This window comes from Rossellomorea aquimaris, from assembly GCF_003315075.1.
Lineage (GTDB): Bacteria > Bacillota > Bacilli > Bacillales > Bacillaceae_B > Rossellomorea > Rossellomorea aquimaris_C.
The window spans coordinates 437157-464131 of sequence record NZ_QNRJ01000001.1 but is presented as its reverse complement, the minus strand read 5'-3'; the positions used below and the strand labels follow the sequence as shown (position 1 = coordinate 464131).

26 protein-coding genes and 2 riboswitches are annotated in these 26975 nt (G+C 40.5%); of the genes, 18 read left to right on the top strand and 8 right to left on the bottom strand.

Annotated features, from left to right (window positions below; translation table 11 throughout):
- Window positions 1-297: 297 nt before the first annotated feature.
- The gene (locus tag DET59_RS02355; RefSeq protein WP_113967974.1) at window positions 298-2238 is read left to right on the top strand and encodes an endonuclease MutS2; all 1941 of its coding nucleotides are present in this window, start codon (window positions 298-300) and stop codon (window positions 2236-2238) included.
- A gap of 71 nt (window positions 2239-2309) precedes the next feature.
- Here the strand turns inward: DET59_RS02355 and DET59_RS02350 are convergent, their stop codons facing one another.
- Entirely contained in the window at window positions 2310-3038 is a 729-nt protein-coding gene (locus DET59_RS02350) for a ZIP family metal transporter (protein WP_113967973.1), read from the bottom strand.
- 136 nt (window positions 3039-3174) lie between these two features.
- Here DET59_RS02350 and DET59_RS02345 point away from each other — a divergent pair, with 136 nt between their 5' ends.
- Together DET59_RS02345 and DET59_RS02340 are read left to right on the top strand one after the other, a co-directional pair.
- Complete coding sequence (locus DET59_RS02345; protein ID WP_258549540.1) at window positions 3175-3708, top strand: YhcN/YlaJ family sporulation lipoprotein; 534 nt, start codon at window positions 3175-3177, stop codon at window positions 3706-3708.
- A gap of 116 nt (window positions 3709-3824) precedes the next feature.
- Window positions 3825-5045, top strand: coding sequence for an MFS transporter (locus tag DET59_RS02340; protein WP_113967972.1), 1221 nt, complete (start codon window positions 3825-3827; stop codon window positions 5043-5045).
- 43 nt (window positions 5046-5088) lie between these two features.
- Here DET59_RS02340 and DET59_RS02335 read toward each other — a convergent pair whose 3' ends face one another.
- Window positions 5089-6381, bottom strand: a complete 1293-nt coding sequence (locus tag DET59_RS02335; protein ID WP_113967971.1) for an NCS2 family permease — start codon at window positions 6379-6381, stop codon at window positions 5089-5091.
- A 74-nt stretch (window positions 6382-6455) separates the two neighbouring features.
- A riboswitch (purine riboswitch) is annotated at window positions 6456-6556 on the bottom strand.
- A 214-nt stretch (window positions 6557-6770) separates the two neighbouring features.
- Between DET59_RS02335 and DET59_RS02330 the strand changes: the two genes are divergently transcribed.
- Entirely contained in the window at window positions 6771-7628 is an 858-nt protein-coding gene (locus tag DET59_RS02330) for a CvfB family protein (RefSeq protein ID WP_113967970.1), read from the top strand.
- 394 nt (window positions 7629-8022) lie between these two features.
- Here the strand turns inward: DET59_RS02330 and DET59_RS02325 are convergent, their stop codons facing one another.
- The 3 genes from DET59_RS02325 to msrA all read right to left on the bottom strand — a co-directional run bounded on the left by DET59_RS02325 (window position 8023) and on the right by msrA (window position 10067).
- On the bottom strand, window positions 8023-9138 hold the full coding sequence (locus tag DET59_RS02325; RefSeq protein WP_181778032.1) for a glycosyltransferase family 2 protein: 1116 nt from the start codon (window positions 9136-9138) through the stop codon (window positions 8023-8025).
- 183 nt (window positions 9139-9321) lie between these two features.
- Window positions 9322-9480: a hypothetical protein gene (locus DET59_RS21500; protein ID WP_181778031.1), complete on the bottom strand. Its 159-nt coding sequence runs from the start codon at window positions 9478-9480 to the stop codon at window positions 9322-9324.
- Between the two features lie 56 nt (window positions 9481-9536).
- Window positions 9537-10067: a peptide-methionine (S)-S-oxide reductase MsrA gene (msrA, locus tag DET59_RS02320; protein ID WP_113967968.1), complete on the bottom strand. Its 531-nt coding sequence runs from the start codon at window positions 10065-10067 to the stop codon at window positions 9537-9539.
- Window positions 10068-10290: 223 nt separating this feature from the next.
- Window positions 10291-10489: riboswitch (cobalamin riboswitch) on the top strand.
- Between the two features lie 134 nt (window positions 10490-10623).
- Between msrA and DET59_RS02315 the strand changes: the two genes are divergently transcribed.
- The 14 genes from DET59_RS02315 (at window position 10624) to DET59_RS02250 (ending at window position 23234) form a co-directional block, all read left to right on the top strand.
- Entirely contained in the window at window positions 10624-11589 is a 966-nt protein-coding gene (locus tag DET59_RS02315) for an ABC transporter substrate-binding protein (RefSeq protein ID WP_113967967.1), read from the top strand.
- Complete coding sequence (locus DET59_RS02310; protein WP_113967966.1) at window positions 11552-12610, top strand: FecCD family ABC transporter permease; 1059 nt, start codon at window positions 11552-11554, stop codon at window positions 12608-12610. Before DET59_RS02315 ends, DET59_RS02310 begins: the two co-directional genes overlap by 38 nt.
- Window positions 12607-14073: an adenosylcobinamide amidohydrolase gene (locus DET59_RS02305; protein WP_113967965.1), complete on the top strand. Its 1467-nt coding sequence runs from the start codon at window positions 12607-12609 to the stop codon at window positions 14071-14073. Before DET59_RS02310 ends, DET59_RS02305 begins: the two co-directional genes overlap by 4 nt.
- A 37-nt stretch (window positions 14074-14110) precedes the next feature.
- A complete protein-coding gene (locus DET59_RS02300; RefSeq protein WP_181778030.1) occupies window positions 14111-14692 on the top strand; it encodes a bifunctional adenosylcobinamide kinase/adenosylcobinamide-phosphate guanylyltransferase in 582 nt (193 codons plus the stop codon).
- Window positions 14658-15470 (top strand): adenosylcobinamide-GDP ribazoletransferase, encoded by an 813-nt coding sequence (locus tag DET59_RS02295; RefSeq protein WP_258549539.1) that lies wholly within the window; start codon window positions 14658-14660, stop codon window positions 15468-15470. The genes DET59_RS02300 and DET59_RS02295 overlap by 35 nt, the downstream gene beginning before the upstream one ends.
- Window positions 15428-16057: a histidine phosphatase family protein gene (locus DET59_RS02290; RefSeq protein WP_113967963.1), complete on the top strand. Its 630-nt coding sequence runs from the start codon at window positions 15428-15430 to the stop codon at window positions 16055-16057. The genes DET59_RS02295 and DET59_RS02290 overlap by 43 nt, the downstream gene beginning before the upstream one ends.
- Window positions 16009-16446 carry a bifunctional adenosylcobinamide kinase/adenosylcobinamide-phosphate guanylyltransferase gene (locus DET59_RS02285; RefSeq protein ID WP_113967962.1) on the top strand — a complete coding sequence of 146 codons (438 nt, stop codon included), beginning with the start codon at window positions 16009-16011 and terminating at the stop codon, window positions 16444-16446. Before DET59_RS02290 ends, DET59_RS02285 begins: the two co-directional genes overlap by 49 nt.
- Window positions 16447-16460: 14 nt before the next feature.
- On the top strand, window positions 16461-17051 hold the full coding sequence (locus DET59_RS02280; protein WP_113967961.1) for a cob(I)yrinic acid a,c-diamide adenosyltransferase: 591 nt from the start codon (window positions 16461-16463) through the stop codon (window positions 17049-17051).
- Window positions 17041-17526: an ECF transporter S component gene (locus DET59_RS02275; protein ID WP_113967960.1), complete on the top strand. Its 486-nt coding sequence runs from the start codon at window positions 17041-17043 to the stop codon at window positions 17524-17526. Before DET59_RS02280 ends, DET59_RS02275 begins: the two co-directional genes overlap by 11 nt.
- Window positions 17523-18242 (top strand): ATP-binding protein, encoded by a 720-nt coding sequence (locus tag DET59_RS02270; protein WP_113967959.1) that lies wholly within the window; start codon window positions 17523-17525, stop codon window positions 18240-18242. Before DET59_RS02275 ends, DET59_RS02270 begins: the two co-directional genes overlap by 4 nt.
- A 167-nt stretch (window positions 18243-18409) precedes the next feature.
- On the top strand, window positions 18410-19363 hold the full coding sequence (locus DET59_RS02265) for an LCP family protein (protein ID WP_113967958.1): 954 nt from the start codon (window positions 18410-18412) through the stop codon (window positions 19361-19363).
- A 455-nt stretch (window positions 19364-19818) separates the two neighbouring features.
- Window positions 19819-20664 carry a pyrroline-5-carboxylate reductase gene (proC, locus tag DET59_RS02260; protein WP_113967957.1) on the top strand — a complete coding sequence of 282 codons (846 nt, stop codon included), beginning with the start codon at window positions 19819-19821 and terminating at the stop codon, window positions 20662-20664.
- A 118-nt stretch (window positions 20665-20782) separates the two neighbouring features.
- A complete protein-coding gene (gene proB / locus DET59_RS02255; protein WP_113967956.1) occupies window positions 20783-21898 on the top strand; it encodes a glutamate 5-kinase in 1116 nt (371 codons plus the stop codon).
- Between the two features lie 73 nt (window positions 21899-21971).
- Window positions 21972-23234 carry a glutamate-5-semialdehyde dehydrogenase gene (locus DET59_RS02250; protein ID WP_113967955.1) on the top strand — a complete coding sequence of 421 codons (1263 nt, stop codon included), beginning with the start codon at window positions 21972-21974 and terminating at the stop codon, window positions 23232-23234.
- Between the two features lie 78 nt (window positions 23235-23312).
- Here the strand turns inward: DET59_RS02250 and DET59_RS02245 are convergent, their stop codons facing one another.
- From DET59_RS02245 to DET59_RS02235, 3 genes are all read right to left on the bottom strand, one after another.
- Entirely contained in the window at window positions 23313-24068 is a 756-nt protein-coding gene (locus DET59_RS02245; protein WP_113967954.1) for a 3'-5' exonuclease, read from the bottom strand.
- Entirely contained in the window at window positions 24068-25984 is a 1917-nt protein-coding gene (locus DET59_RS02240; protein WP_113967953.1) for a DUF294 nucleotidyltransferase-like domain-containing protein, read from the bottom strand. The genes DET59_RS02245 and DET59_RS02240 overlap by 1 nt, the downstream gene beginning before the upstream one ends.
- A gap of 193 nt (window positions 25985-26177) precedes the next feature.
- Complete coding sequence (locus tag DET59_RS02235; RefSeq protein WP_113967952.1) at window positions 26178-26708, bottom strand: D-glycero-alpha-D-manno-heptose-1,7-bisphosphate 7-phosphatase; 531 nt, start codon at window positions 26706-26708, stop codon at window positions 26178-26180.
- Window positions 26709-26975 lie beyond the last annotated feature (267 nt).

Genomic DNA, 26975 nt, shown 5'->3' with positions numbered 1-26975 from the left:
ATAGCCTTAAAAACAGGTTATGGAATAAGCTTATTTAGCCTTGCCTACAAAGTGTAGTTAAGAACAATGGTCATAGCATACTCAACCCTTTAATAGGAGAGCTGTGTCTTTGTGCACAGCTCTTTTTGTGTACATGAATCGGGAAATCTGTGTAGTCGTTTCTAGCGTTCGGTTATGAACGATTCACGTTTTACGTAGACACATGCGATTATTATTGGCAAGTCAGTATACGAGTGAGTAAGACCACAATGGACATTGTTCGTTGTGGTCTATTTTATTTATATGGAGGAGAAAACATTGAACGAAAAGACGTTTCAAACTTTAGAATTTAACAAAGTCAAGGAAGAACTGTCACGGTATGCCCTTACAGAAGAAGGGAAAAAGGAATTGATGAAAATAATGCCATCAATCAACAAACGCCAAATTGAAATGCGTTTAGGTGAAGTAGCGGAAGCCGTAAGAATCCTGGAGAAAAGTGCGAGTATACCGATTCATGCTTTGGATGGCGTGGAAAACATTGTAGCAAACCTGAATAAAGGGGTGCCATTGAAGCCAGATCAATTTACAAGCCTCTATTATTTTCTGGATGCGTGTAAAAAAATCAAAAAATTCATGGAGGATAAACAGTGGGTGGCTCCAAGGGTATCTTCATATGTTTATTCGATTGAAGAGATCCCTGAAATTGGGGAAGAAATCAATCGATGCATCCGTAATGGGAGAGTGGACGATCACGCCAGTAAAGAGTTGTTAAGGATCAGAAAACAAATGGGGATTCAAGAGGATCGGTTAAAGGATAAAATTCAAGCGATTGTAAAGTCAGCTAAATATAAATCATTCCTACAAGAATCGATTGTTAGTCAGAGAAATGGCAGGTATGTTCTCCCCATCAAGAAAGAATATAAAGGAAAAATGAAAGGGTCCGTTATGGATTCATCTGCTTCAGGATCGACTCTCTATATTGAGCCTGAGGAATTAAGCATTCAGCAAGATCAGCTTTTATACTATAAGCTTGAGGAAGACCGTGAAGTTGAGAACATCCTCTGGATGCTAACAGGGCTGGTTCAAACGTACGAACCACAATTAAAGCTGGCGATTGAAACGATGGTGCATTACGACGTCCTATTTGCAAAGGCCAAATATAGCCGCTCCATTGATGGTGTGAGCGCCCTAGTAAATGAAAATCATCAAATACATTTAACAAATGCGGTTCATCCCCTGCTTGGAAAAGAGGCAGTGCCATTATCCATTCAGATGGGTGAGGATTTTCATGCGTTAGTCATAACCGGGCCGAATACTGGAGGTAAGACAGTCACCATTAAAACGGTGGGCCTTCTCACCCTCATGACCCAATGCGGTCTTCATATTCCGGCAGAAAAGGGTAGTGAAGTCAGTATTTATCAAGATATTCTTTTAGATATTGGGGATGGTCAAAGCCTTCAGCAAAATTTAAGCACATTCAGCTCCCATATTAAAAATATTATCGATATATTAAAGGATACAAATGATCGAACCTTGGTTCTGTTAGATGAGCTTGGTTCCGGTACGGATCCGTTAGAAGGAATGGGGCTGGCAACAGCTATCCTGGATCAATTATATGAAAAAGGAGCCACGATACTCGCAACTACCCATTACAGTGAAATAAAGCATTTCGCAGAAGAGCATGAAGGCTTCGTGAATGGGAGTATGGAATTCAATATTGATACATTACAACCTACGTATAAGCTCATAGTGGGTAAGGGAGGCGAGAGCCAAGCATTTGCCATTGCATTAAAGCTGGGAATGCACCCTGAAATCATTGAAAAAGCCCATGAAATTACGTATAAGGAAAAGAAATGCTATGACCTGGACCTGGGAGAAATCGATTATCATGTGAAGAAGGAGTTGGAAAGGCAGGTTATCGTAAACAAATATAAAAAAAGGAACCATAGTAAATCTTCCTCAAAGGGGGAGAGTGGAGGTCCATTATTTAATAAAGGTGATAATGTTAAAATTTCAACGAGTGGAGAATTCGGGATTGTATATGAAGGACCAGATGATAGAGGTGATTACACCGTGCAAATTAAGAGTGAAAGAAGAATAATTAATCATAAACGTCTGGATCTTTATGTTTCGGCGAGAGAGCTATACCCCGAAGGTTATGATTTTGATATTATCTTTAACAGTAAAGAAAACCGGAAAAAAGATAAGCTGATGGGAAAACGATTTGTTGAAGGTTTAACCATAGATCATGACGAATAAACAAAATAAACGTCCTTAAGCAAGCGCTTAAGGACGTTTTTATGATACCAAAGGGATTAAAAGGAAATGGGTTACGACAAGTTTGTCAGTATATAAGAAAGTATGATACCTAATGAAGACAGAAATCCGACAATGGGACCTCCTTCTTCAAACGCCTCTGGCAGCATCGTAGAGGATACCATGGCTAATAATCCGCCTGCCCCGAACGCTCCGATTATGTAAGATATGCTCTCCGAGGCATCCTGTAAGAGTACATACCCGAGCAAGGAGCTAAGGGATGAGAGAACCACTACGCTTCCCCAGAGGGTAAGAATTTTACTTGTACTATATTGATCAAGCTTGAAACCGATACTGCTTGATAATGATTCAGGTAAGTTACTGATGAAAATGGCGATGATAAACACCCATTGTATAGGTTGGTCTCCTATAAAGCTGACTCCAATAATGATGGATTCGGGTATTGCATCCATTATCGTTCCTACATAAATAGCTAATCCTGAATGACCATGGGGATTCTTCTTTGATCTCTTTCTTTCACTTCCACCTTTCTTTGAAATGAAGATTTCGAAGAGAGTGAATAAGAGGGCCCCTAGTAAGAACATAGATGTGAGATGGAGCAGGTTCGCTTTCCCTTCTGCCTCACTTAGTAAATCAAAGGTGGCAGAACCTATGATCAACCCCGTTCCCAATGCCATGATATAAGCGACTATTCGTTTTGATATGTGCAAATAAATCCCCATAACAGCACCGATTAGGAGGGATAAACTGACGATCCCTCCCCATAAAGCAGCCTGGAACATTTCTCCACCTCCGTAAACATTCTACATAATGAGTTTTCCCTAAATGGGAGTGGAATTAAACGCTAAATCAGTCCTTGAATAGTTTTAAAGTGCTGTGGGGATAGTAAGGATGAATAATATTTAGGAGGTAGTAAATTTGAAAAAATATCTATTGATAGCCCTTTTGGGATTGATGTTCACGAGCATTGCAACAGGCTGCGGTATGGGGAATGACATGAATGAAGAAGGACAAGAAATGAATAACCGTAATTTGGAAAAAGTAAACTACAAAAACAATCAGGCTAATCGTGATTATGTGAATAATCGTGAGTATGTCAATGACGGAACAAGGAGAGAGAATTATTCACTGGCCAAAAAAGAGGCAAATAAAGTGGCCAGTCTTAATGAAGTAAAAAGCGCATATGTTTTGACAACAGATCAAAATGCGTATGTAGCGGCGGTACTTGAAGATAAAATGAATGGGAAAGTTTCGAAGGATTTGGAGAAAAAGATCTCGGATCAAGTGAAAAGTCAAAACGGAAATATAAATAATGTTTATATTTCAACAAATCCTGATTTCACTGATCGTATGAGGGATTATACTAACAAAGCAGAGAACGGAAAGCCGATTGAGGGTCTCGGAGAAGAAATGGCAGAGATGCTGAAACGCGTTTTTCCGAACAGAGGGTAATCAGAATCGTGAAAAGTCGAACATTGCTTCGACTTTTTTTATTTGTCTGTAGGAAATGGATAGAGAATTCAGTATACTATTTAGAGTAACGAAATAAAAGGGAGGAGTGACAATATTTGGCCCAAGCAGCTGTGAAACCCCTGCAGAATCCTACTATATACGGTATTCTATTAGCCATTAGCTCTGGTCATTTTATAAATGATACGTTACAGGCAGTTGTTCCGGCCATGTTTCCGATCATTGAGAAGTCCTTGCAGCTGAGTTATACCCAAATTGGCTGGATCGCATTTGCCCTCAATATGACATCTTCATTGTTGCAGCCAGTATTCGGTTATTATGCGGATATACGTTCAAAACCTTACTTACTTCCACTAGGAATGCTGTCAAGCTTAATTGGTTTGGTGGGCTTTGCATTATCGGGTCATTTTTTATGGATAATCTTATCTGTGTTATTCATCGGATTCGGCTCTGCCATCTTTCATCCCGAAGGTTCCAGGGTAGCATATATGGCAGCCGGAAACCGCAGGGGCCTGGCTCAATCGATATATCAGGTAGGTGGGAATACCGGGCAGTCACTGGCCCCATTGATTACGGCGTTTATTTTTGTTCCATTCGGTCAAAAAGGGGCATTATGGTTTTCCATTGTAGCAATCCTGGGGGTCATTGTTTTATTTCATGTATCCAATTGGTATTCGGAGCAATTACGTTTTAATGAAAAGGTGAACCGACATAGCAAGACAAACGTGAAGAAAAAACCGATTCATCCCAGAATTAAATGGGCAATGGTATTAGTGGTGTTTTTAGTGTTTGCCCGTTCGTGGTATGGAGCCGGATTATCCAATTACTATCAGTTTTATTTAATTGACGATTACGGTCTTTCCATTAAAGAAGCGCAGGCATACATTTTTGTATTTATGTTTGCGGGAGTACTGGGAACCTTCTTGGGAGGGCCGCTTTCAGACCGCTTTGGAAAAAGGAATATCATATTCTTTTCAATGTTGGGTGCTGCCCCGTTAACCCTTACTTTACCTTACTTATCTTTAAGTATTGTCTATCCATTTATCTTTTGCATCGGGTTTATTTTGTCTTCAAGCTTTAGTGTAATCGTTGTGTATGCTCAAGAGCTTTTGCCACAAAAAATTGGAATGGTGTCGGGATTAACCGTTGGACTTGCCTTTGGAATGGGGGCAGTAGGTGCAGTCATCTTCGGGGGACTCGCAGATCTATACACCATTCGTTTCGTCATGATCCTTTGCAGCTTTCTCCCACTACTAGGGATGATGACCTTCCTGCTGCCTACCGACGAAACTGTTCGAAGTCTTCATAAACATCCATAGAACGAAAAGAGAGTGATTGCATCCAGCAATCACTCTCTCTGTTTTAAGAAAAAGCAAAGTAAACAATGAATAACGCGCAAAGGATATACATGATCGGATGAACGTCTTTCCATTTTTTCAACGAAATCATCGCTAGTGGATAAAGGACAAACCCTAAGGCAATCCCGGTTGCAACACTGAACGTTAAGGGCATCATAATGATGGTTACAAATGTAGGAATGACGATTTCCAAGCGACTCCAGTTAATATGCCTTACTTCGGTGGCCATTAAAGCACCTACAATGATCAATGCTGGTGCTGTCACCTCAGGAGTAATAACAGATAATATTGGAGAAAAGAAGAGAGCGATAGAGAAACAAAAAGCAATCACTATTGAAGTGAATCCCGTTCTGCCTCCAACGGCTACTCCTGCAGAGGATTCTACAAAGGAGGCTGTCGTTGAAGTCCCGAAGATCGCTCCAGCCACTCCTGAAGCAGAATCAGCTAAAAGAGCTCTACCTGTATTCGGAATCTTATTATCTTTCATTATCCCCGCTTGACTGGCAACAGCAATCAATGCCCCTGCAGTGTCAAAGAATGCTACAAAAAGGAATGTGAAGATCACCGCCAAAACTTCAAGGGTGAAAATGTCACCTAAATGAGTAAAAACAACTCCAAATGTAGGATCTAAGCTAGGGACCTTACCAATAATGGAGTGAGGAACCTCGATTTTCCCTGTAATCATACCGAGGACAGTGGTTGCGACCATTCCGTAAAATATTCCTCCACGAATGCCTCTAACTAACATCATCAATGTAATAACGAATCCGAAGACTGCAAGAAGTGTATTAGAAGAAGAAAGATTTCCGATCGAGACAAAGGTTTCTGGATTGGCAACTACAAGTCCTGCATTTTTAAATCCTATAAAGGCTACGAAGAATCCGATTCCACCTGCAATCGCATATTTTAAATCCTGTGGAATGACATTGATGATTTTCTCGCGAATTTTCATGACACTTAAGATCATAAAGATTATGCCTGCCACAAATACTCCGGTCAGTGCAATTTCCCATGGAACGCCCATTCCGATACATACAGAAAAGGTAAAGAAAGAGTTAAGTCCCATGCTGGGTGCAATACCTATTGGAAAGTTTGCAAGTACCCCAATTAAAAGGGACCCTACAATCGCCGACAGGGCAGTAGCTGTAAATAATGCGCCTTTATCCATTCCCGCCTGACTGAGGATGATTGGATTGACGATAAGAATATAGGCCATTGAAAGGAAGGTCGTTATACCTGCTAACGTTTCTTTTCTATAAGTTGTTCCTCTTTCAGCAAATTGAAAGAATGTTTTCATAAATAACCCTCCAAGTAGAAAATAAAAAGACTCTGGTCAAAAGTTAACCAGAGTCATATCCACAGGATAAAAATAATCGTGTTATTTTATCTTGTAGACAAGCCATTTAAGGTAGCTGGTAGAAACGTTCAAGCCTTATTCTTGAACTTATACAAGGTGTATGAGAATTTGTTATAATTGAATTAGAAGCATCATATCAAGTCACTTTCATCAGGTCAATGGAACGACTAAATGTTCGTGAATTCATTATTTTCTAAATTGATGGTTTATTATAAAAATCGCCTCATGTACTATACATAATCACTGAAAAAAGCTATATTTAGTGAATACAAAACTTGAGTAGAGAGAACTTAAGTTAATAAGTAATTGAAATAGGAGGAACTAGAATAATGTCTTCTTTAAAACCAGGTACGGTAGTGGATTTATTCGTTGATCATGAAGTACCTTATGGTTTCTTTCTAACGAATGAAATAGATCGTGTGCTATTGCACCATTCCGAGATAACAGAAGAAATTCAAGAAGGAGATACTGTGAAGGTGTTTCTTTATCACGATAAGGATGTTCGCCTTACGGCCACAATGCGTATCCCTAAAGTACAAGTCGGTGCTTACGGATGGGCTGAGGTGGTGGATAAACGGGAAGATTTGGGCGTTTTCGTTAACATTGGCCTACCTAAGGATATTTTAGTCTCAGCAGATGACCTTCCAAAATTCCTGGAACTCTGGCCAAACCCGGGTGATCAGTTGTTTTTAACACTGAATCGTGACAAGCAGGACCGCTTATACGGAAGATTAGCCACTGAAAATATCATTGAACAGGTGTCTAGAAGAGCATCTTCAGAAATGATGAACGCAAAAGTGCAAGGACGAGTGTATCGACTACTGAGAGTCGGAACCTTCTTCTTATCCGAACAAGGATATCGATGCTTCGTTCACGAGAATGAACGCAAAGCGGAGCCAAGACTGGGAGAGCTGGTTGAAGGGAGAGTCATCGACGTTAAGGATGACGGGAACTTAAATGTTTCGTTCTTACCGTTAAAGCAGGACAAAATGCTGGACGATGCGGAGGTCATTCTTGAGTATCTTGCAGAAAGAAATGGAGCTATTCCTTTTTGGGATAAGAGCCAGCCGGATGAAATCAAAGATCGCTTTAATATGAGCAAAGCTTCCTTTAAACGGGCTCTTGGAAAACTCATGAAGGAAGACCGGGTTTATCAAGAAGAAGGATGGACTTACTTAAAAAAGTAAAAACAATAACAGGAGGCTCGCCAAGAGTGTGGCCCCTCCCTGAATTTCTTGAACATAAGAAAGAGTGCTGACCATAACTGTCAGCACTCTTTTATATTATGATCCTATTTGTTTCACATTTTGCTGGCCTTTCTGTATACTTACGGATTTAATAGGCAGGAGTGTGCCGATTAATGCGATGAAAGCACATCCGATCAATACAGAGGAATATCCTGTCACTGCCATAATGGATAACATAGTGGTAAAATGAAAGAAGGAGGGAACTAGAAGAGGGAACCGAGCAAATCAGGTGATGTATGGCTATTGAAGTGGAGGACTTCCTCGGTTCTTATCATTAAAATGGTCTAATTTTTAAAAATTTATTCACTATTTGTAAAATGCTTCGAATGGATGATCATTTCATCTTTTCATCCTTACCTCTCTCTATATAAACGTATCGATCCTTCCACTTTGTGTCTTTCGTAAAAAATGTTGTAAACACCGAGTGGGAAAAGGTCATCACGAAAAATAGAATATGGCCTGGAAATAGGAGCGTTTCAAAAATGGTGAAATTCCCTATCCTACTAAGGATGAAATACAAGTAAACACTTAAAAACAAGTACTGAATCAAATAAATATAGGGGTCTGTCCACACCATTACCGGCGAATGTATGACAAAAGAAGTGAGAGAGGTAATCCACAATGAAGATAGTACCAAAAGAATGATGTTTGTCGATTTTGCCCCGGAAGCGAAACTCTTAGACCATCCGTGGAATAACCCGCTCAACCCGTTCCCATACATTCTCATGGATATGGCATTGCTTCCGCTGACTGCCTCTACTAATTCTCCACACTTTTTAGCACGTTGACTTAAAGCAAAATGCTCCACCATATTTCCTTTGATTGCTTCGTGCCCACCGATTCGCCGATATACATCTCTTGAACACAGGAAGCACTGGCCAAACCCACCCGAAGGTTTGACCAACCCTGAAAGGAGATGAGTGACACTTGTTGCGGCGAATACGATTAAATGAAACATCATGGATAATGTTTCATATCCACTATTCATCTTATGATAGGGATGAATGCTCAGAACTCCCTGACATTGCTGTCGTTGATAAGTCTCGCATATTCTCAGAAGTCCTGCTTGCTCGAACCATGTATCTGAGTCAACAAACAGTAAGAATTCCCCCTTTGAAGCTTCCGCCCCATTCCAACAAGCCCAAGATTTTCCGTTCCATCCATTTGGAAGAGGGGGAGTATCGACGACTGTTGCTCCAAATTCTTCGGCTATAGCCTTCGTCCGATCCTTCGATCCATCATTTACAACGATCACTTCAAACGGCTGAATAAATTGCTTCTGAATACTTGATAATAGATTTCCAATCGTCTGTTCTTCATTTCTGGCAGGAATGATGATGGAGCATTTTTTTACGAGAAAACTATTCCTTACATGAATGGACTTTTTGACTGTCGGGATTCTAGTAAAAAGGAAAACGGTAAGAATAACAGATCCTAACCAAATATACATTTTTTCACCCTCAAATCTTTTGATTATTATCGACATTTTAACCATTTTCGGTAAAGGTGATACCTTCACAGGCTCCTGAAGGAAAAGAAAACCTGTTTGTGTTGACGAACGTACCACCATTAAAAGAGGGGTTAATATGAAAAGGTGAAGGTTACATTTAAATAATCTTCACCTTTTATATTCTTACTGTTTTTCTGAAGAATGATTATCTACCGTATCCGAGTTATTTACATTCTTTTCATCTTCATCAGGATAGGGGTCAAAGAAATTGACGACTTTCCCTGGGCCTTCAAACCCGATAACCTGCTCTTTGTCTTCTGTATTTTTCTCATTTTTCTTCATACAAAAACTCCTTCCTGCCATTAGTTTGGCGAAAGGAGTTTTTTTCATCCCGCTATTTAGTTCTTCCAATGATTATCTATAAATTCATCGCGACCTGATTTTGACCGGTCTTGTTTATATTCATCTGGATTTTTCTTGTAAAATTTTTGATGGTATTCTTCTGCCGGATAGAAAGTGGAAGCAGGAAGGATGTTTGTGACGATAGGCTTCTTGAATCGTCCACTGTCTGCTATTTCGTTCTTTGTGTTTTCAGCTAATTGTTTTTGGTGATCATTATGGTAGAAAATAGCTGTCCGGTACTGATCCCCGCGGTCATGGAATTGTCCGCCATCATCTGTTGGATCAATCTGTGGCCAGTATAGCTCTAATAATCTTTCATAAGGGAATACATCAGGATTAAATGTGATTTGAACAGCTTCGTAATGTCCACTATTTCCTGCTTTTATATCTTGATATGTTGGGTTTTCAAGGTGGCCCCCTGAGTAACCTGACACGACATCAATTATTCCCGGTAATTCATCAAATGGCTTTACCATGCACCAAAAACATCCACCTGCAAAGGTAGCGATTTCTTTTTTTTCTTTCATTGCTGAACCTCCTGTACCATATGTGCTCCTCTAAAGCAGTAAAGCGATTGCTTGAAAAAGATTTTATCACGAAAGAATGGAGGGGACAATCTATTAGCTCGAAAGGTTGCACCGGGAAAAGTTTCGGAAAGAAGTATTCCTGCTATTTTCAGCAAAGTTTATCAAATTTCATTCACTATCCATAGAATCTTGTGTATAATTCTGTTGAACGGAATAATTACATACGATATGAGATTAGGTGAAGCGGAAGTTTCGGTAGCAAACTTTTTAGCTTCATAATAGGGAAGTTGGTGTTATTCCAACGCGGTCCCGCCACTGTAAATGGAAGTGAGCTGTATGAATACCACTGTACCAATAGGTATGGGAAGGTGCAGCAAACAATGACCATGAGCCAGGAGACCTGCCTAATGTCTTTCGCACCAAATCTACGCGGATAGAAGGGTGTAATGTGCATGTTTAACGGTTTAAAGCCTTCTATGCATCTTACACAACATCTCTAGTCCCACTGGAGATGTTTTTTTGTCTGGAAATAAGTTCATTCACAGGAGGAAAACGTATGAAACACACATTCAAACTCATTCTTGCTCTAATAGTATCTCTAGGACTCCTTTCAGCTTGCGGTACTGACAATGAAAATGTAGAAAAGAATAAAGATAGCGGTGAAGTCAGCCAGGGACAATCTGCTTTTCCTTTGTCAGTAAACGACGCCCTGAATAATAAAGTCACGCTGGATGAGCAACCTAAACATATTGTTTCATTGATTCCGAGCAACACAGAAATCTTATTCGAGTTAGGGTTGAATAAGGAAATCGTAGGGGTTTCAGATTTTGATAATTATCCAAAAGAAGCATCGGAGAAAGAAAAAATAGGTGGAATGGAATTTAACGTTGAGAAGATTATCAGTCTGAATCCGGATTTGGTTCTTGCCCATGAATCCACTGCTGTGTCGGCAGAAGAAGGATTAGAACAGCTTCGAGGGGCAGGGGTAAAGGTCTATATCGTACGTGATGCCAATAGCTTTGAGGAAGTGTACACCACGATGGAAAACATCGGCACATTGGTCGGCAAGAAAGATGAAGCTGAGTCCGTCATTTCTGAGATGAAAGCGGATCTTGAATCCATTAAGGAAAAAGTCAGTGGTGTATCTGAAAAGAAAAAAGTATATGTAGAGGTTTCACCTTCCCCTGACATATATTCGACAGGAAAAAATACTTTTATTGATCAAATGCTTTCACTGGTAAATGCCGAAAATGTGATGAGTGACCAGAAGGGATGGGTCCAAGTAAATCAAGAAGCGGTCATCGCTTCAAATCCTGACGTCATCATTACAACCTATGGTTTTTATAGTGAAAATCCTAAAGAACAAGTGATGGGCCGAGAAGGTTGGAAAGATGTAACCGCTGTGAAAAATGAAGATGTCCATGACGTCCATTCAGATCTGGTCACACGTACTGGTCCGAGATTAGTCGAAGGAGTAGAGGAAATTGCAAAGTCGATCTATCCGGAGTTATTTGCAGAATAAAATATGGATAACATACGGGTTGGCTGTATCGTTTTTACTATTCGCAATTTTTGCCGGTATTTCGATTGGAACCGTCTCTGTCCCGCCAAAGGATATTCTGTTCATCGTTGGAGCTAAATGGTTTGGATACCCTTTACCGGAAGAGATTGATCCAATGTTTGCAAATATAGTGTATGCCATAAGATTGCCCAGAGTATTATTGGCATTATTGGTTGGAAGTTCCTTAGCAATTGCAGGAGCTTCCTTTCAAGGACTATTGCGCAACCCGCTCGCTGATCCATACACATTGGGTGTGTCTTCAGGAGCATCGGTCGGTGCGGTTATTACATTGTTCTTTAATTGGAGCATTCCGTTCATTGGGAAGTTTACGCTTCCCTTTCTCAGTATTCTATGTTCGATTATAACCGTGTTCCTCGTATTATGGTTTGCACAGAAGGTTGAAAGAACCATGAAGGTAGAAACCATCATATTAACAGGAATCATTTTCAGCTCTTTTTTAGGTTCCCTTATATCCTTAATGATTGCCCTGACGGGAGAGGAATTAAGACAGATCATCGGCTGGCTTCTTGGAAGTGTATCCATGAGAGGGTGGGATTACATTACGATTATATTGCCCTTTTTCTTCATGGGAGTGATCGTTTTGTTTCTCAATGGCAAGGAACTGAATGGCATGAGCTTTGGTGAAGAACAAGCCCATCATATCGGGATATCCGTACAAAAGAGGAAACTCCTCATCTTAATAGCAGGAAGTATACTGACGGGGGCGGCTGTCGCAGTTTCAGGTACAATTGGATTTGTGGGGCTTGTCATCCCTCATTTTCTAAGAAGGATGGTAGGGCATGACCATAGACACTTACTTCCTTTGTCCATCGTTGTAGGCGGAGGCTTCCTCGTGTTGGCCGATCTCATCTCAAGAACCATCATTGCACCAACCGAGCTTCCGATTGGAGTGATAACAGCTCTTATCGGTGCCCCGATGTTTGCTTATATTCTACTGAAGAAAAGAGGGCTTTCATCATGATAGATCTAAAAGGTGTCACAGTAGGATATAACGAGAAAATAATTGTGGAAGATATGAATTTTCATATAGATAAAGGAGAATTCTTTGGGATTCTTGGACCGAACGGAAGTGGAAAGACGACCTTGTTAAAAGCCATGACGGGTCTGCTTCCATTAATGGATGGAAACATCAGATTAAAAGGAAAAGAACTGCATCATTTTACTTCAAGGGATTTAGCCAAACAGATAGCGGTACTTCCTCAAATATCGACGGAATCCTTTTCGTATGAAGTGAGGGAGACGGTTATGCTTGGGAGATATGCTCACCAAAAAGGTTTTTTAAAAGGAACGACTGAACGAGATGTTGATATCGTAGAAAAGGTAATGGATCAAACGGGCATTACGTCCTTTCAGCACCGCTACCTTCATGAGTTGTCCGGGGGAGAACGCCAGAGGGTATTTCTTGCCCAGGCTCTCGCTCAGGAACCACAAGTCCTGTTGCTTGATGAACCTACTAATCACCTTGATCTTTCGTATCAGAAATCATTGTTGGATTTAATTAAGAATCAAACGGTACACGAAAAATTAACAGTAATCGCGATCTTCCATGACTTGAATTTAGCAAGTTTATACTGTGATCGCTTACTTCTCTTAGACAAAGGAAAAACCAAACTTCTTCATCACCCGGAAGAGGTTCTGAAAGAGAAGCATATCGAAGAGGTGTATCGTACAAAGGTTCAGAAACAAGCTCATCCTTTAGTGGCAAAACCTCAAATGGTCATTGTTCCTGAGGAGAGTGCGACCGAGGACTTTGTGTTAGATGAAAGCTTCCTGAACGTGAGGGAAGAATACATACATTTCTCTGCCCCTTACCCATTAAAATGTATGTCCTCAGGGATCATTGGTGCAGGAATCGGATGGTACAGGCACTTTATCAATCGTAGAGTCCCTGCAGATTATGACTGCTCAGATTATCAAGAGGATATGAAAGAATTTCTTGTTCATAAAGACCTGGATCCCTCATTTTCTGTAGGTATGATGACGGCTCTTCCTTTAAATAATATGGTTTGCGATCGCTTCGAAGTTCAAGGGCATTCCGTATTCGTTGTGGTGACAGCCGGTGTCGGAAATGCGATTGATGTCTCAACAAGTTATCAATATGATATTGACTTAAGGCCAGGTACGATTAATACGTGGGTGTTCATAAATGGGAATCTGTCAGATGAAGCATATATAGAAGCCCTTGTAACCTCAACAGAAGCAAAAGTGAGGGCCCTTCACGACATGAATGTGAGGGACAGAAGAACTGGTCAGCTGGCAACGGGGACACCGACGGACAGTATTCTGATCTCCTCGAGTCAACAAGGTGAGCTGGAACCGTTCGCAGGGCCGATTACACCGATAGGGAAGTTGATAGGGCGAGGTGTGTATGAGGTAACGAAAAAAGCCATTCAACGCTATTTGGATCAAACAGAGGAGAACTAAATCAATGACAGGGTGATTGAGAAGAGGGGGAATCGACTTGGGAATCCTGTATTTTATAACCGGAGGGGTTAGAAGCGGCAAAAGCTCTTTTGCTGAAAAATGGGCAATAGAGAAGAAAAAGTCAAACGTTCCATTGGTCTATCTTGCTTGTGGAGTGAACACTGACAGGGAGATGGAGCAAAGAATCTCGAAACACCGGCAGGACCGGCAATCTTCTAAGGTGGAATGGACGACGGTTGAGTGTCCCAATTCGATTGAAAGGATCATCAACCACATTCCTCAACACTCCGTTGTTCTGTTAGATTGCCTCACGACTCTTTTAACAAATGAGATGTATGGTAATAGAGAGGAGAAAGACCAGGATATAGAAGAGAAAATCTATCAGTCTATCATACGGTTGCTAAATAAAGTTGATGTACTGCTCCTGGTTAGTAATGAATTGGTTTCTGACCTTCCAATTGATTCAACCGATATCCTTACTTTCCAGAAACGGCTTGGTGCATTGCATATAAGAATGGTGAAAAAAGCATGTGTGGCGATTGAAATGACGGCGGGAATCCCGGTTGTGAAAAAGAGGGGTCCGAATGAGGAAGGACGGTTTACTCATGATCCTATTTAAGAGCTTTCTCCTTAACCTGCAGTTTTTTACGATTCTGCCGATCCGTAAAGAATTTTCAATCGGCAAAAGGGAAATGAAGTGGATGGTCCGCACATTTCCTCTGCTAGGTTTATTTGTAGGTGTGTTTCTTTTAGGAGGATATGTTTTTCTGAATTCTCTTACCCACATAAGCCCTTTAGGAATAGCATTCTTTATTTGGGTAATGCCAATCGTATTAACGGGTGGTATCCATTTAGATGGCTATATGGATGCAAGTGATGCCTTTTTTTCCTATAGAGATAAAAAGAAACGATTAGACATCATGAAAGACCCGAGGGTAGGTGCCTTTGGCGTTTTGTCACTGGTGGTATTGCTTTCTTCAAAGTTTTTATTTATTTATGAAACCATACTGCAAACCCATTCCCCTTTTTTTATTGTTATGATCCTTGTGTCCATTCCCTTTTTAAGTCGAATGATGATGGGGGCGAGTCTGATTCTTATCCCTGCAGCCCAGACGTCTGGAATGGGATATGGTTTCCGTAAGAATATGACGGGTTATGATCTTATATGGATTGTTTCTGGTTTATTGCTGGGTGGAGTCGGCAGCTTCTATTTAAATTGGTTTTATTTTTATGCTTTATTCACCCTGGTGGCGTTAGCTGTATTCTGGTTTGTTTATTCTAGATCCATCAAATGGTTTGGCGGTATGTCCGGTGATACAATCGGGGCCAGTGTAGAGGGAGTGGAGTTGTGTTTATGGATGACTATATGGTTATTGCATGTATTCGCCATGGTTTAACTGATGAAAATGAGCAGGGGAAATACCTCGGCTGGACCAATTCCAGTTTATCTCGAAAAGGAATCGAATTACTTAAAAGGCGAAATACTCTTTTTGAAGAGTATGAACGGTGCTTTTCGAGTGATCTTAACCGCTGTATAGAAACCGCTCATTTTCTGTTTCCTCATGCTCCATTGATCTCTTCATCCCTTTTAAGAGAGCTACACTTTGGAAGCTGGGAAGGTTTAACCTATGAAAGCTTAAAAGAAGATGATGTATATCAAGAATGGATATTGGACCCATCCATTTCTCCACCTAATGGGGAAGGGATGAATCAATTTGGAAATCGAGTCGAGCTAGCCTGGGCACAGATTATCAAACAGATAGAAGAGCACAACGGGAAGCGGTACGCCGTTATTACTCATGGTGGAGTCATTCGACATCTATTAACATCGTTATCTCCCAAAAATGTTCACAGAACGTTTTGGGAATGGGAGGTCAACCATGGGGAAGGGTATGAATTGGTATGGAAGACAGAAAATGATTGGAGGAATCAAACATGTACTTCGTTACGGGAGGTTCCTTTAATGGGAAAAGCAGATGGGTGAAAATCCATTTTAATCTTAAAGAAACGGATACAACCTGGATTCCATTATTTAATGGAAAAAGGATTCAATTGGATGAGATCAACTTTTCAAACTCTGTCATCGTAATGGAGGGATTTGAGTATGGAATTCGATCAACCATTTTAAATAATGATTCCGAAATCAGAAAGTCTTTTACCATTTTGATACAATCCTTAAAGCAGTGGGAAGAAGAAGACTCTGATCGCAGTGTAATCTGGATAGGTTCAGAAATCGGGAAAGGAATTGTCCCAATGGATAAGCTGTCCAGGGAGTGGCGGGATATGACAGGTTGGATTTATCAAGATCTGGCGGAAATGTCTCAGGAAGTTTGGGTTGTTTGGTACGGCCTTGCTACATCATTAAAAGGATAAAGGAGAGGGTAAACATGCAGCTTTACACAAGAGCTGGTGATAAAGGTCAAACGAGTTTGATCGGTGGAAGAGTAGATAAAGATGATATTCGTGTCGAAGCATATGGAACATTGGATGAAGTGAATTCTTTTGTTGGGCAAGCCATTTCAGAACTGGATGTAGAGGGTTTTCAGGATGTCCTACAGGATCTTGAGACGATTCAGCATGAACTATTTGATTGTGGCGGTGACCTATCCAACGTTTCTAAGCATAGAAAAATCAAGCTTCAGCCCGAATCCGTCCATGCGTTGGAGGAGAAGATTGATCGGTTTACGAAGGAAGCGCCTCCACTTGAGAAGTTCATTTTACCAGGTGGCGTGAAAGCATCGTCAAGTATTCACATTGCCAGAACGGTTACAAGAAGAGCAGAGAGAATCATGGTTTCACTTTCAAAAACGGACGAGGACTTTCCCATTGTGACACTGCAGTATATCAATCGATTATCCGATTACTTTTTCGCATTGGCCCGTGTGATCAATTATCGTTGTAATGTAAATGATGTCGAATATATCCGAAGCGCAAACGTATTTTCAACCAGTAAAGTTCAGAAAAAAAATGAAAAGTAATCTTAAGACTCTTTTGCTTCTTTCATTGTTTATGGCTTTTTCTGCGATTGGCGGAATGGTGAAGATACCTGCCGTAATAGGTACGGTAGCATTGGATAGTATGCCTGCATTATTGATTGCCTCCCTTTACAATGGGAGATGGGGGGCAATCATTGCAGGCGGAGGTCACTTGCTTTCGAGCCTGTACGCAGGCTTCCCACTTGGGCCATTTCATGTGCTCATTGCTGCTGAAATGGCCTTCTTTGTGTGGATATTTGGATATGTGTTCTCGAATGGGAAACGGGTACTTGCAGCCATCCTTTTTTTTATAGGAAACGGTCTACTCGCGGGAATTCCATTTATATTTATCCTTAGTTCTTCATTTTACTATGCCCTTCTTCCTTCCTTACTAATAGCCAGTTTCATTAATTTAACGATTGCCCACTTCTTGTATCCTCCTCTACGTTCAAGATTGAAAAAGGGGAAAATCGCATGATCAAGTTTCGGGATATTATATCCATTTCAATTTCAGAGGAAGAAGAGTTGATCCTGGCTTCTGATTGCAGCGGAGGGATTGGAAATAAAGAAGGAGATGTGGTCCTGGCGGATCCGGAGACAGTGGGTTATTACTGTTTCCGTGTAGCAGCGATGGAATGTTTGGCCGCGGGAGCAAGGCTCAAAGCTATTCAATTACTGAACTTTACAAGTGATGCTGTATGGGATCAGTATTGCAATGGTGTGAAGAAAGGTTTAAGTGAAATGAAACAGGAAGGTACTCCCATTACGGGGAGTACTGAATCGAATATCGGTCTTAATCAATCGGCCCTTGGAGTTACGTGTATTGGCATAAGAAACAAGAAGAGGCCCTATCCCTCTTGTACAAACCTTGCTTATGCGCTTATCGGAACCCCCCTGGTAGGAATTGAAGTGATGAAGCAACATGCTTCCATTGCACCACTGGCTCTATTTATGAACTGTGTTCAACACCCTGCTATCATCGATATAATGCCAGTCGGCTCTAAAGGCGTTTTTCACGAACTTTCTCTCTTATTAGGGAAGCCTTTAAGAAAAGAGGATGTCACCACATCCCAAGACTTGGACAAATCCAGTGGGCCTTCTACTTCATTCATCATATCTTACAACAAAGTCGAGGAACCAGAAGTAATAGAACTTACGAACGGTTACTTCCATTCACTTCATTTGCAGGGGTAGGAACAAATAAATACTTTTATGGATATTTGTGATAAAATAAACTTTCAAATGGTATGGAGAAATGTGTTAGTTTATCCAAGATTCTTCGATTGTCAATTTCATTAGAATAGAGTACTATTTCATACTATCATCAGTAATTCATGAATGACATAAAAGTAGGTGTAGAAATGGATTCACGATTAGATCGCAAGTCTAAAAAGAAAAAACGCGGAAGAAAAGTGATATTGATATTATTATTACTTATATTTAGTTTACTCGGTTATGCAGCGTTTCAATTTTATAGTGGATACAAAATGGCTGGAGACGATAAGCTTCAAGAAGATTATAAATTTAATGGCGTGAAAGATAAAAACGGTAAGGTTAACGTATTGCTATTGGGAGTCGACAGCAGAGGCGAGGAGAAATCCAGAACCGACACGATGATGCTCGCACAGATCGACCCTAAAACAAATGAAACCAAACTTGTTTCCTTTATGAGGGATATATATGTAGAAATACCGGGATACCAAAACTACAAGCTGAATACAGCTTTTTATTTAGGTGGACCAGAATTGCTTAGAAAGACTATCAAACAAAACTTTGATATTGATATTCAATATTTCATGGTCGTCGACTTCAAAGGATTTGAACAATCCGTTGATGTACTGGCACCGGAGGGCATTGAAATGGATGTGGAAAAGGCGATGTCGGAAAACATTGGCGTTTCCCTTCAGCCTGGTGTTCAAACCTTAAATGGGAAAGAATTATTGGGGTATGCAAGGTTCCGTGCTGATGCAGAGGGGGACTTTGGCAGGGTTGAAAGACAACAAAAAGTCATAAACGCTCTTAAAGATGAGGTCCTCTCAATAGGTGGAGTAACAAAGCTTCCTAAAATGGCGGGATCGATTCAACCCTATATCCAGACAAATATGAGTAAGCTTGATCAAATTTCCATCGCTAAAGATATCCTGTTGAGTAACAGCAGCGATATGGATAAGCTCACCATCCCAGTTGAAGGATCGTATGGTTTTGGAAGCTATAGCGGTGTAGGGTCTGTACTGGATATTAATTTTGAAGAAAATATACAAGCTCTGAAAGACTTTCTTAATGGAAAGAGCTCAGACGAAGCTACAACTGAATGAATGAAAAAAGCCCGGTAAGCTGAAAAATGCTTACCGGGCTTTTTTTTGTGGATTGGGAGTAGGAATGAATACGGCGCTAAGAACTGCTCTGACAGTATGTGTAGGAAAAGTCGACTCGCATTCAAGCAATTAAGTAAAAGCAAAAATTCTGATTATACGCTCTCTGAGCCAATATATAGCCTTTAGAAGGAATCTGATTAACATAAATGGTAATGATAACGCTTCCACTTCGTATTACGGCTAATTCCTAACTACTTCCTTTAATGCCCTTGATATCATATACCAGCATGTTACGATTATAAACGTTGTGAACAAACACACGACAACAAAGGTTTTTAGACACATTAACCAGGAAATTCAATAACAATAAATTCTTTCATAATTATTATTAAACTTAAAAAATGAATGTACGATTAAAAACCCGACAATTAATATAGGAACAGGAGTGGATATGATTGTTAAAACATAAAACGATAGCTTTTCTAGGTGCAGGAAACATGGCGGAAGCAATGATTTCAGGTACTGTACAAAGCGGAAAGATCCCATCAGAACAAATTATTGTTTCTAATCGAAGCAATCAAGGAAGACTTCAGGAAATGAAAGCTAAATATGATATAACGGCTCTAACAAAAGATGATCTACCCTTTAATGAGATAGACATTCTTATTCTCGCGATGAAACCAAAGGATATTGATAAAGCATTAGATTCCATTAATCACTTAGTAAGGAACGATACAGTGATTATGTCGGTGCTGGCAGGAATCACTACTTCTCATATGGAAGAGCAACTACTTGCAGGTCAGCCTGTTATCCGGGTCATGCCAAATACGTCAAGTATGTTGAAAGAATCTGCTACAGCCATTAGTGCTGGTCGCTTTACTTCAAGAGAAGACATGGAAAATGCAAAAGAGTTATTATCAAGCATTGGTGAAGTGTTCGTGATTGAAGAAAGTCAGATGGACATTTTCACTGGTATTGCCGGAAGTGGCCCAGCATACTTTTACTATTTAATGGAACACATTGAAAAGACAGGTGCCGAAGCCGGGTTAGATCCGGAATTAGCACGTAAAATCGGAGCTCAGACCATTTTCGGTGCAGCCAAAATGATGCTTGAGCGTGAAGAATCACCAACTCAACTAAGAGAGAATGTAACATCCCCAAATGGTACTACAGCTGCAGGACTTGATGCATTAGCAGAGTTCGGCGGAGGTAAGGCTATCTCAGAAGCTGTCAAGGGAGCAGAAAAACGATCGAAAGAAATAAGCTCATCCTTACAGTCCAAACAATTAGTAACCAGCTAAACAAACATCGAATCGTAAGCACCCCAAATAACTTATACCAACCATACAAGAAATACAAGTCCGTCCCCACACACATAAAGAGGGGCGAGGGACGGACCTTTTTACTAGGAGTGATTGAATGTCCCAAAATAATCAGAAGAAACGTATCGTAATCAAGATTGGAAGTAGTTCATTAACAAGCCTGCATGGAGAAATGAGTCGTAGAAAACTGGAACGTCTCGTTGATGAAGTCGTCCGTTTAAAGGATGATGGCCATGAAGTATTGCTTGTTTCATCAGGTGCCGTCGCTGCCGGTTATCGTAAATTAGGATGTTTGACACGTCCAAGCTCTCTTCCGGAGAAGCAGGCAGCAGCAGCTATTGGTCAAGGACTATTGATTGAAGCGTATTCTGATCTGTTAATTTCCAACGGATACGTGGCTTCTCAAATTCTGATCACTCGTAGTGATTTTTCTGATGAAGACCGATATAACAATGCAAGAAATACAATCAATGTCCTGCTTGAAAGAGGGATCATTCCAATTGTCAATGAAAATGATACAGTAACGGTTGATCGACTGAAATTCGGAGACAATGATACCCTGTCTGCCAAAGTTGCGGCATTAGTGGATGCGGATCAACTCATCATTCTATCTGATATTGACGGACTGTATGATTCTGATCCACGTAAAAATCCAGATGCTGAACTGTTAGAAAGCGTAACGGAAATTACTGAAGATATCGAAGACATGGCAGGAGAGCCTGGAAGTTCTGTAGGAACTGGCGGAATGAGATCGAAAATCGATGCATTCAAGATCACAATGGCTTCTGGAATTCCTGCGTTTCTAGGTAAATCAGGAAACTCAGATGTTATTTACGATGCTGTCCAACATACAGCAAAAGGGACCTACTTTGAAACGGCAGAAGATTCCGTAAACCTTGATTCCAAAAAGCAATGGATTGCGTTCAACTCAGGTCCCGAAGGTGAAATCACCATCGATTCAGATGCGAAAGAACGTATTCTTGAACAAAAGGAAAGCTTAACAATTGATGATATTTATACTGTAAAAGGCCGATTTAATAAAGGTGCAGTGGTACGAATCCTTGATAATCGAAATGAAGAAATTGGTTTGGGAATGGTCAATTACCGTTCAGGTCAACTGAAAAATCCTACAGACATCAAAGCGGATCAAATCGCAGTCGAAATTGACCAATTAGTATGTCATGTGGATTTACCCATTCCAGTAGGAGTATAAAAGAAGGAGTTAGTCTCCTTCTTACCCTGCACAATCCGGTCGAATTCTTTTCAAAAAAATCAGGAGGTATTTGATGACTTTAACTATAGAAAAAACGAATGTAAAAAAACAAGCCATGCTTGCAAAGAAAGCTTCTAAAACACTAAGTATGCTGACTACCGACCAAAAAAATAAAGCCCTTCATATCCTTGCCGATCATTTAGAAGCGAATTACGAAGCTATATTAAAGCAAAACGAAAAAGACCTTGAAAGAGGCAAAGAAAAGGGCTTCGAAGCTGCATTTATGGACCGTTTATCACTGTCTAAAGAACGTGTTGAAGATTTCGCAAGTGGTCTCCGTCAAGTTGCTGACCTGGAGGATCCCACTGGAAAAGTAGTATCCGATTGGTCTCTTGAAAATCAACTGCAAGTTCAAAAAGTAACGGTCCCACTTGGTGTCATTGGAATGATTTATGAAGCCCGTCCTAATGTAACGGTTGATGCAACTGGATTAGCACTAAAATCCGGTAATGCCATTGTCCTAAAAGGTGGTTCAAATGCCATTACCTCGAACAAAGCAATTGTGGACGTCATGCATGAAGCACTCGAGAAAACGGATATTCCTAAAGATGCCGTACAATTCATCAATACAACCGATCGAGAAGCTACAAGTGAGCTATTCACGATGAAAGAGCATATCGATGTGTTGATTCCCCGCGGTGGAGGTGCATTAATCAATGCTGTCGTTAATAATGCAACTGTACCTGTCCTGGAGACTGGCGTAGGAAACTGTCATATCTATATTGACAAAGAAGCTCAAGTGGAAAAAGCATTAAACATCATCATCAATGCAAAAACAGACCGTCCAGCGGTATGTAATGCAGCTGAAACCGTCATCCTGCATGAAGACTGGTTCAAAGAAAATAAGGGTGCATTTGTAGAAAAGCTTAAAGAACACAATGTATCCATTCACGGAGATGAAAAAGTGGTCGAAGCGATTGAAGATGCGAAACTTGCAGGAGAAGAAGATTGGGCAAATGAATATCTAAGTCTGGATATTGCCGTGAAGATTGTCCCGTCTTTGGATGAAGCAATCGATCACATCGAACAATATGGTACAAAGCATTCAGAAGCCATTGTCACGGAAAATACAGAAACAGCGAAGAAATTCATGATGCTCGTTGATGCTGCCGCTCTTTATCATAATGCTTCCACTCGTTTCACTGATGGAGGAGCGTTAGGATTTGGTGCTGAAATAGGGATCTCTACACAGAAACTTCATGCTAGAGGACCAATGGGGCTACCAGCACTCACAACCGTTAAGTATATGATGCATGGAACCGGACAAATCCGATAATAAACATGGAAAAACGCTTGAGGAAATTTTCTCAAGCGTTTTTTTCATTTATCAGCTATCAGGAGGGAGGAGTTCAGATCAGAACCCGGAGCTTGTCTCCTCCAGTATAAATTCATTCAATCCCCGTATCGTGTGAACCTCTTGCTGATAACAGATTTTTAATAGCTCTTCAAAGATTTCGGCGGTCATGATCGCGTCATTCAGCGCATGATGTCGTGTCCGGTAGTCGATGTCAAACCGTTTTACAAGGGCGTCCAGGTAGCAATCGTCCCGTTCCAATAACCCATTGGCAAGCGAAAAGGAGTCGACATATTCAGGATCAAATGATGGGAGCTGCCACTTATAAATCCTTTTTTGGAGAAAATTTATGTCGAAACTGGCAGGGTGGGCGACAAGGATCGTTCCTTTACTGAACTCAATAAATCGCTCCAATCCGATAGGTAACGTAACACCATTCAGAAAGTCTTTTCGTCTCAGACCTGTAAATCGCTTCGTATCCCTCGACACCGTTTGAAGGGGGTTTATGACCTGATAGAAGGTGTCTTTCCGTTGAACTCTACCTTCCTTAACCTTAACCGCTCCGATCGAGATGATTTCATCCCCGACCTCCGGAAAAAAGCCCGTTGTCTCCAGGTCAAATATGGTAAAATCACAATCGAACAAATGTTTTTGTTGAAGCGTGGGTTTTTCTTCTTCAAACTCTTTTAGGGCACGAGATAATTTATGGTAGGATAGCTTTTCTTTTTCCCGTTTCACTTGATAGCGAAAGAAAAATTGCTGCCATAAATAATATTTCAGAATGCGGTAGCCCACATTAATTCCAATATCATTCATTAAACCACCCGGTTCCTATTAAAACTAATTTCCATCACTTGTTGAAGTCGATTGGCAATCTGGATGGATTCTTTTAATTTCTGACGATCCTCTTTTGAAAGAGTACGCACATCAATATCATTACTTAATGGTTTTCCTTCTATAAGTTCAAGAAGGTTTTGCTTTGTACGGAGAGTGAGAAGAATGTGCATAGCTGTTTTTACATTTTCAGCATCCCTTGGATGGAAAGCCTGCATCTTCTTCAATGCTTGAACCCTCTTTATCGTATTAACTTCTTTTATTCCGTATTTTACAGAATGAATGCGAATCATATTGACGATTTGCAAAAGCCCGGACTTTTTGATGTTAAACAAATGATTCCTGGGCTTAAGGTTCACTCGTCCCAAAGGGCCTACAGGAAGTTTGAAACGAAGGGCATCTTTTCTTAATAGTTGTTGCATATTGAGAGACCGTTTCGATTTTTCCGCTAAATAATTTCGAATTTCCTCTGCGATGGAGTAATCACCATAAATGGGGCGGAAATCATAGAACATCGTAATGTTTTGAACTTCCTGTGCATCTATTTCGGATAGCCATTCATCAATCGCCTTTTTCCAATCAGTATAGGATCGTTTCCATTTCTGTTCCTTCGCCATGATCCCGCCAGTACATTCAGGAAAACCGCATGCAGCAAGCTTTAAATTGAGTTTTTCCGTGAATGCCTGGAAATACACATCAACCTTGTTAAGATCGGACAAGTGGTTATAATCATCGAGAATGATCCCATTATCCTGATCCGTATGAAAGCCTTGTTCGCTTCTGCCTTGACTGCCCATTACGATAAAACAATAATTGATAGGCGCAGATCCGAATCCTTCCTGACGCATTTCTTTTTCAGTTAATTGAATGATTTTTCGATGAAGGCGATCATTATAGTTTGAGATCACTTCGCAAATATCGTAGCCAAAACTATCTTGAAGGAGCAGATCTTGGATGAACTGTTGAAAAGTATTGCTTTTCACCGTTGCCAGCTCTACCAGTTCGTCGTTGGAAACGGCTTTTTGGATTTTATAGGAAAGATCCAAATAATTGGAATCCTGTATATTGAGAAACGAAGTACTGGTCAGAACTCCCACAACTTCATCGTTGCGAATGATGGGTACAAAATCCACTTCTTCATGCTTGAAATAAGAAAGGGCTTCATATGCAAAGGATTCATCACGAATCCAAAACGGTTTTTTCTTCATCCAGTTTTTAACTGATTCACTGATTATTGGGTTTGTAATATAAGACAGGATTTCCCGTTGGGTAAGAATGCCATGCATCTTTTTCTCTTGATCTACTACCACTAGACCATATGTATCTTCTTCTTTCATCTTTCTGGCTGCTTCAAGAACAGTGGCATTTTCGTCAATGAAGGTGGGGCGGTCCATTAACGTATGCACTTTAGTACGAAACAGATTGATATTTTCGTCGTCGGATTCAGTGGCAGATTTCACTTTTATTTCATCGTACAATGTTTTCATACGATTTCCGATGCTTTCGAAGATGATTTTTGAAAAGTCATTGTTCTTGGTCATAATCTCCAATAGTCGATCCTTTTGAATGCGGAACACGGTACAATCCTCTATTGCCTGTACGGAAAAGGTCATTTCACCGCTTGTAAGCATAATCATAATCCCGATTAAGTCTCCTGGATAGTAGAATCGGAGTGAATACTGTTTGCCGCTTGAGCGATGGAGAACATTTTTCGCAAGTCCCGAGACAAGGAAGTATATATCAAGTTCTTCTACCGTTTCATCTTCATGAAAAAGGAATTCACCCTTCTTGAAGGTGGTGTATTTAGAACCGGAAATAATGTAATCTAACTGTTCAGTGGTTAGAACATCAAAGGGATAGTGATCTTGTATAATTTGTAATAATTCCTGCTGGTTCATCAAATACCTCCCGTTCTCATTAGTCCCATAGTACTTTACCATAGAATTCCCTATTTTGAAAACGATAAAACGGGATCTTCCTGATGTCCCTATGTAAGTTTGGATGGAAGTATTGAAGGCTTCACGATAGCAATTAATAATCTGTAAATGGGATAAAAAAAGGTGTCCCGTTATTCGGGGGCACCTTTGAGACTTATTTATTAGTGAGGATAAACTCAGCAGCATCCATTAGGTTAGTAAACATGTGGTCGGCTTCATATAGATGAGGGGAGCTATCTGAAAGTAAGACAGTAGTGCATCCCGCTTTGCGACCAGCTTCGATATCTACCTCGCGATCACCTACCATATACGATTGGGCAATATCAATATCATGTTTTCGTGCAAGATCCAAGAGCATCCCTGCTTCAGGTTTTCTGCATTTACACCCCTCATGCGGCTTGTGAGTACAACAGGATACCTCTTGAATGAAACCCCCGGCCTTTTCAATTTCCCTTAACATATGATCGTGAATGGATTGAAGTTGTTTATGAGAAAGATAACCTAACCCAACTCCACCCTGGTTGGTGACGACGAAAATCAGGAAATCGGAATCTGTCAATAATTTGATAGCTTCAAGGACTCCCTCCAGGAAATAAAATTGTTCGGGTCGATTCACAAATGTCACTCTCTCTGTTTTCACCTCATTGATTACGCCATCACGATCAAGAAAAACAGCTTTTTTCATCAGTAAACCTCCTTATTCGATCTTTTTCTCCAATAAATCCTTACTACATGTCGCTTTATGCGGTTTCCGAGGAAATAATGACAGATTATTCTGTCATCTGCGGAAAGAATAAACCTTAACACAGATTCCAAAAGGTATATTAATCTTTTGAATGAATGATAGTGTGAAAACAGAGGCCGTGACCGTTCCTTTCCGCTCCAGGCACAATATTCCCCGGGGAGGAAGAGGAAGGAGGAGGGACGGACCTTTTAAAGGTCCGTCCCTATC

Coding starts and splice junctions, on each gene's coding strand:
- DET59_RS02350 (WP_113967973.1), bottom strand. CDS start 3,038: ATGTTCCAGGCTGCTTTATGGGGAGGGATCGTCAGTTTATCCCTCCTA.
- DET59_RS02335 (WP_113967971.1), bottom strand. CDS start 6,381: ATGAAAACATTCTTTCAATTTGCTGAAAGAGGAACAACTTATAGAAAA.
- DET59_RS02330 (WP_113967970.1), top strand. CDS start 6,771: ATGTCTTCTTTAAAACCAGGTACGGTAGTGGATTTATTCGTTGATCAT.
- DET59_RS02325 (WP_181778032.1), bottom strand. CDS start 9,138: ATGTATATTTGGTTAGGATCTGTTATTCTTACCGTTTTCCTTTTTACT.
- DET59_RS21500 (WP_181778031.1), bottom strand. CDS start 9,480: ATGAAGAAAAATGAGAAAAATACAGAAGACAAAGAGCAGGTTATCGGG.
- msrA (WP_113967968.1), bottom strand. CDS start 10,067: ATGAAAGAAAAAAAAGAAATCGCTACCTTTGCAGGTGGATGTTTTTGG.
- DET59_RS02315 (WP_113967967.1), top strand. CDS start 10,624: ATGAAACACACATTCAAACTCATTCTTGCTCTAATAGTATCTCTAGGA.
- DET59_RS02305 (WP_113967965.1), top strand. CDS start 12,607: ATGATAGATCTAAAAGGTGTCACAGTAGGATATAACGAGAAAATAATT.
- DET59_RS02295 (WP_258549539.1), top strand. CDS start 14,658: ATGAGGAAGGACGGTTTACTCATGATCCTATTTAAGAGCTTTCTCCTT.
- DET59_RS02290 (WP_113967963.1), top strand. CDS start 15,428: ATGGATGACTATATGGTTATTGCATGTATTCGCCATGGTTTAACTGAT.
- DET59_RS02285 (WP_113967962.1), top strand. CDS start 16,009: ATGTACTTCGTTACGGGAGGTTCCTTTAATGGGAAAAGCAGATGGGTG.
- DET59_RS02280 (WP_113967961.1), top strand. CDS start 16,461: ATGCAGCTTTACACAAGAGCTGGTGATAAAGGTCAAACGAGTTTGATC.
- DET59_RS02275 (WP_113967960.1), top strand. CDS start 17,041: ATGAAAAGTAATCTTAAGACTCTTTTGCTTCTTTCATTGTTTATGGCT.
- DET59_RS02270 (WP_113967959.1), top strand. CDS start 17,523: ATGATCAAGTTTCGGGATATTATATCCATTTCAATTTCAGAGGAAGAA.
- DET59_RS02265 (WP_113967958.1), top strand. CDS start 18,410: ATGGATTCACGATTAGATCGCAAGTCTAAAAAGAAAAAACGCGGAAGA.
- proB (WP_113967956.1), top strand. CDS start 20,783: ATGTCCCAAAATAATCAGAAGAAACGTATCGTAATCAAGATTGGAAGT.
- DET59_RS02250 (WP_113967955.1), top strand. CDS start 21,972: ATGACTTTAACTATAGAAAAAACGAATGTAAAAAAACAAGCCATGCTT.
- DET59_RS02245 (WP_113967954.1), bottom strand. CDS start 24,068: ATGAATGATATTGGAATTAATGTGGGCTACCGCATTCTGAAATATTAT.
- DET59_RS02240 (WP_113967953.1), bottom strand. CDS start 25,984: ATGAACCAGCAGGAATTATTACAAATTATACAAGATCACTATCCCTTT.
- DET59_RS02235 (WP_113967952.1), bottom strand. CDS start 26,708: ATGAAAAAAGCTGTTTTTCTTGATCGTGATGGCGTAATCAATGAGGTG.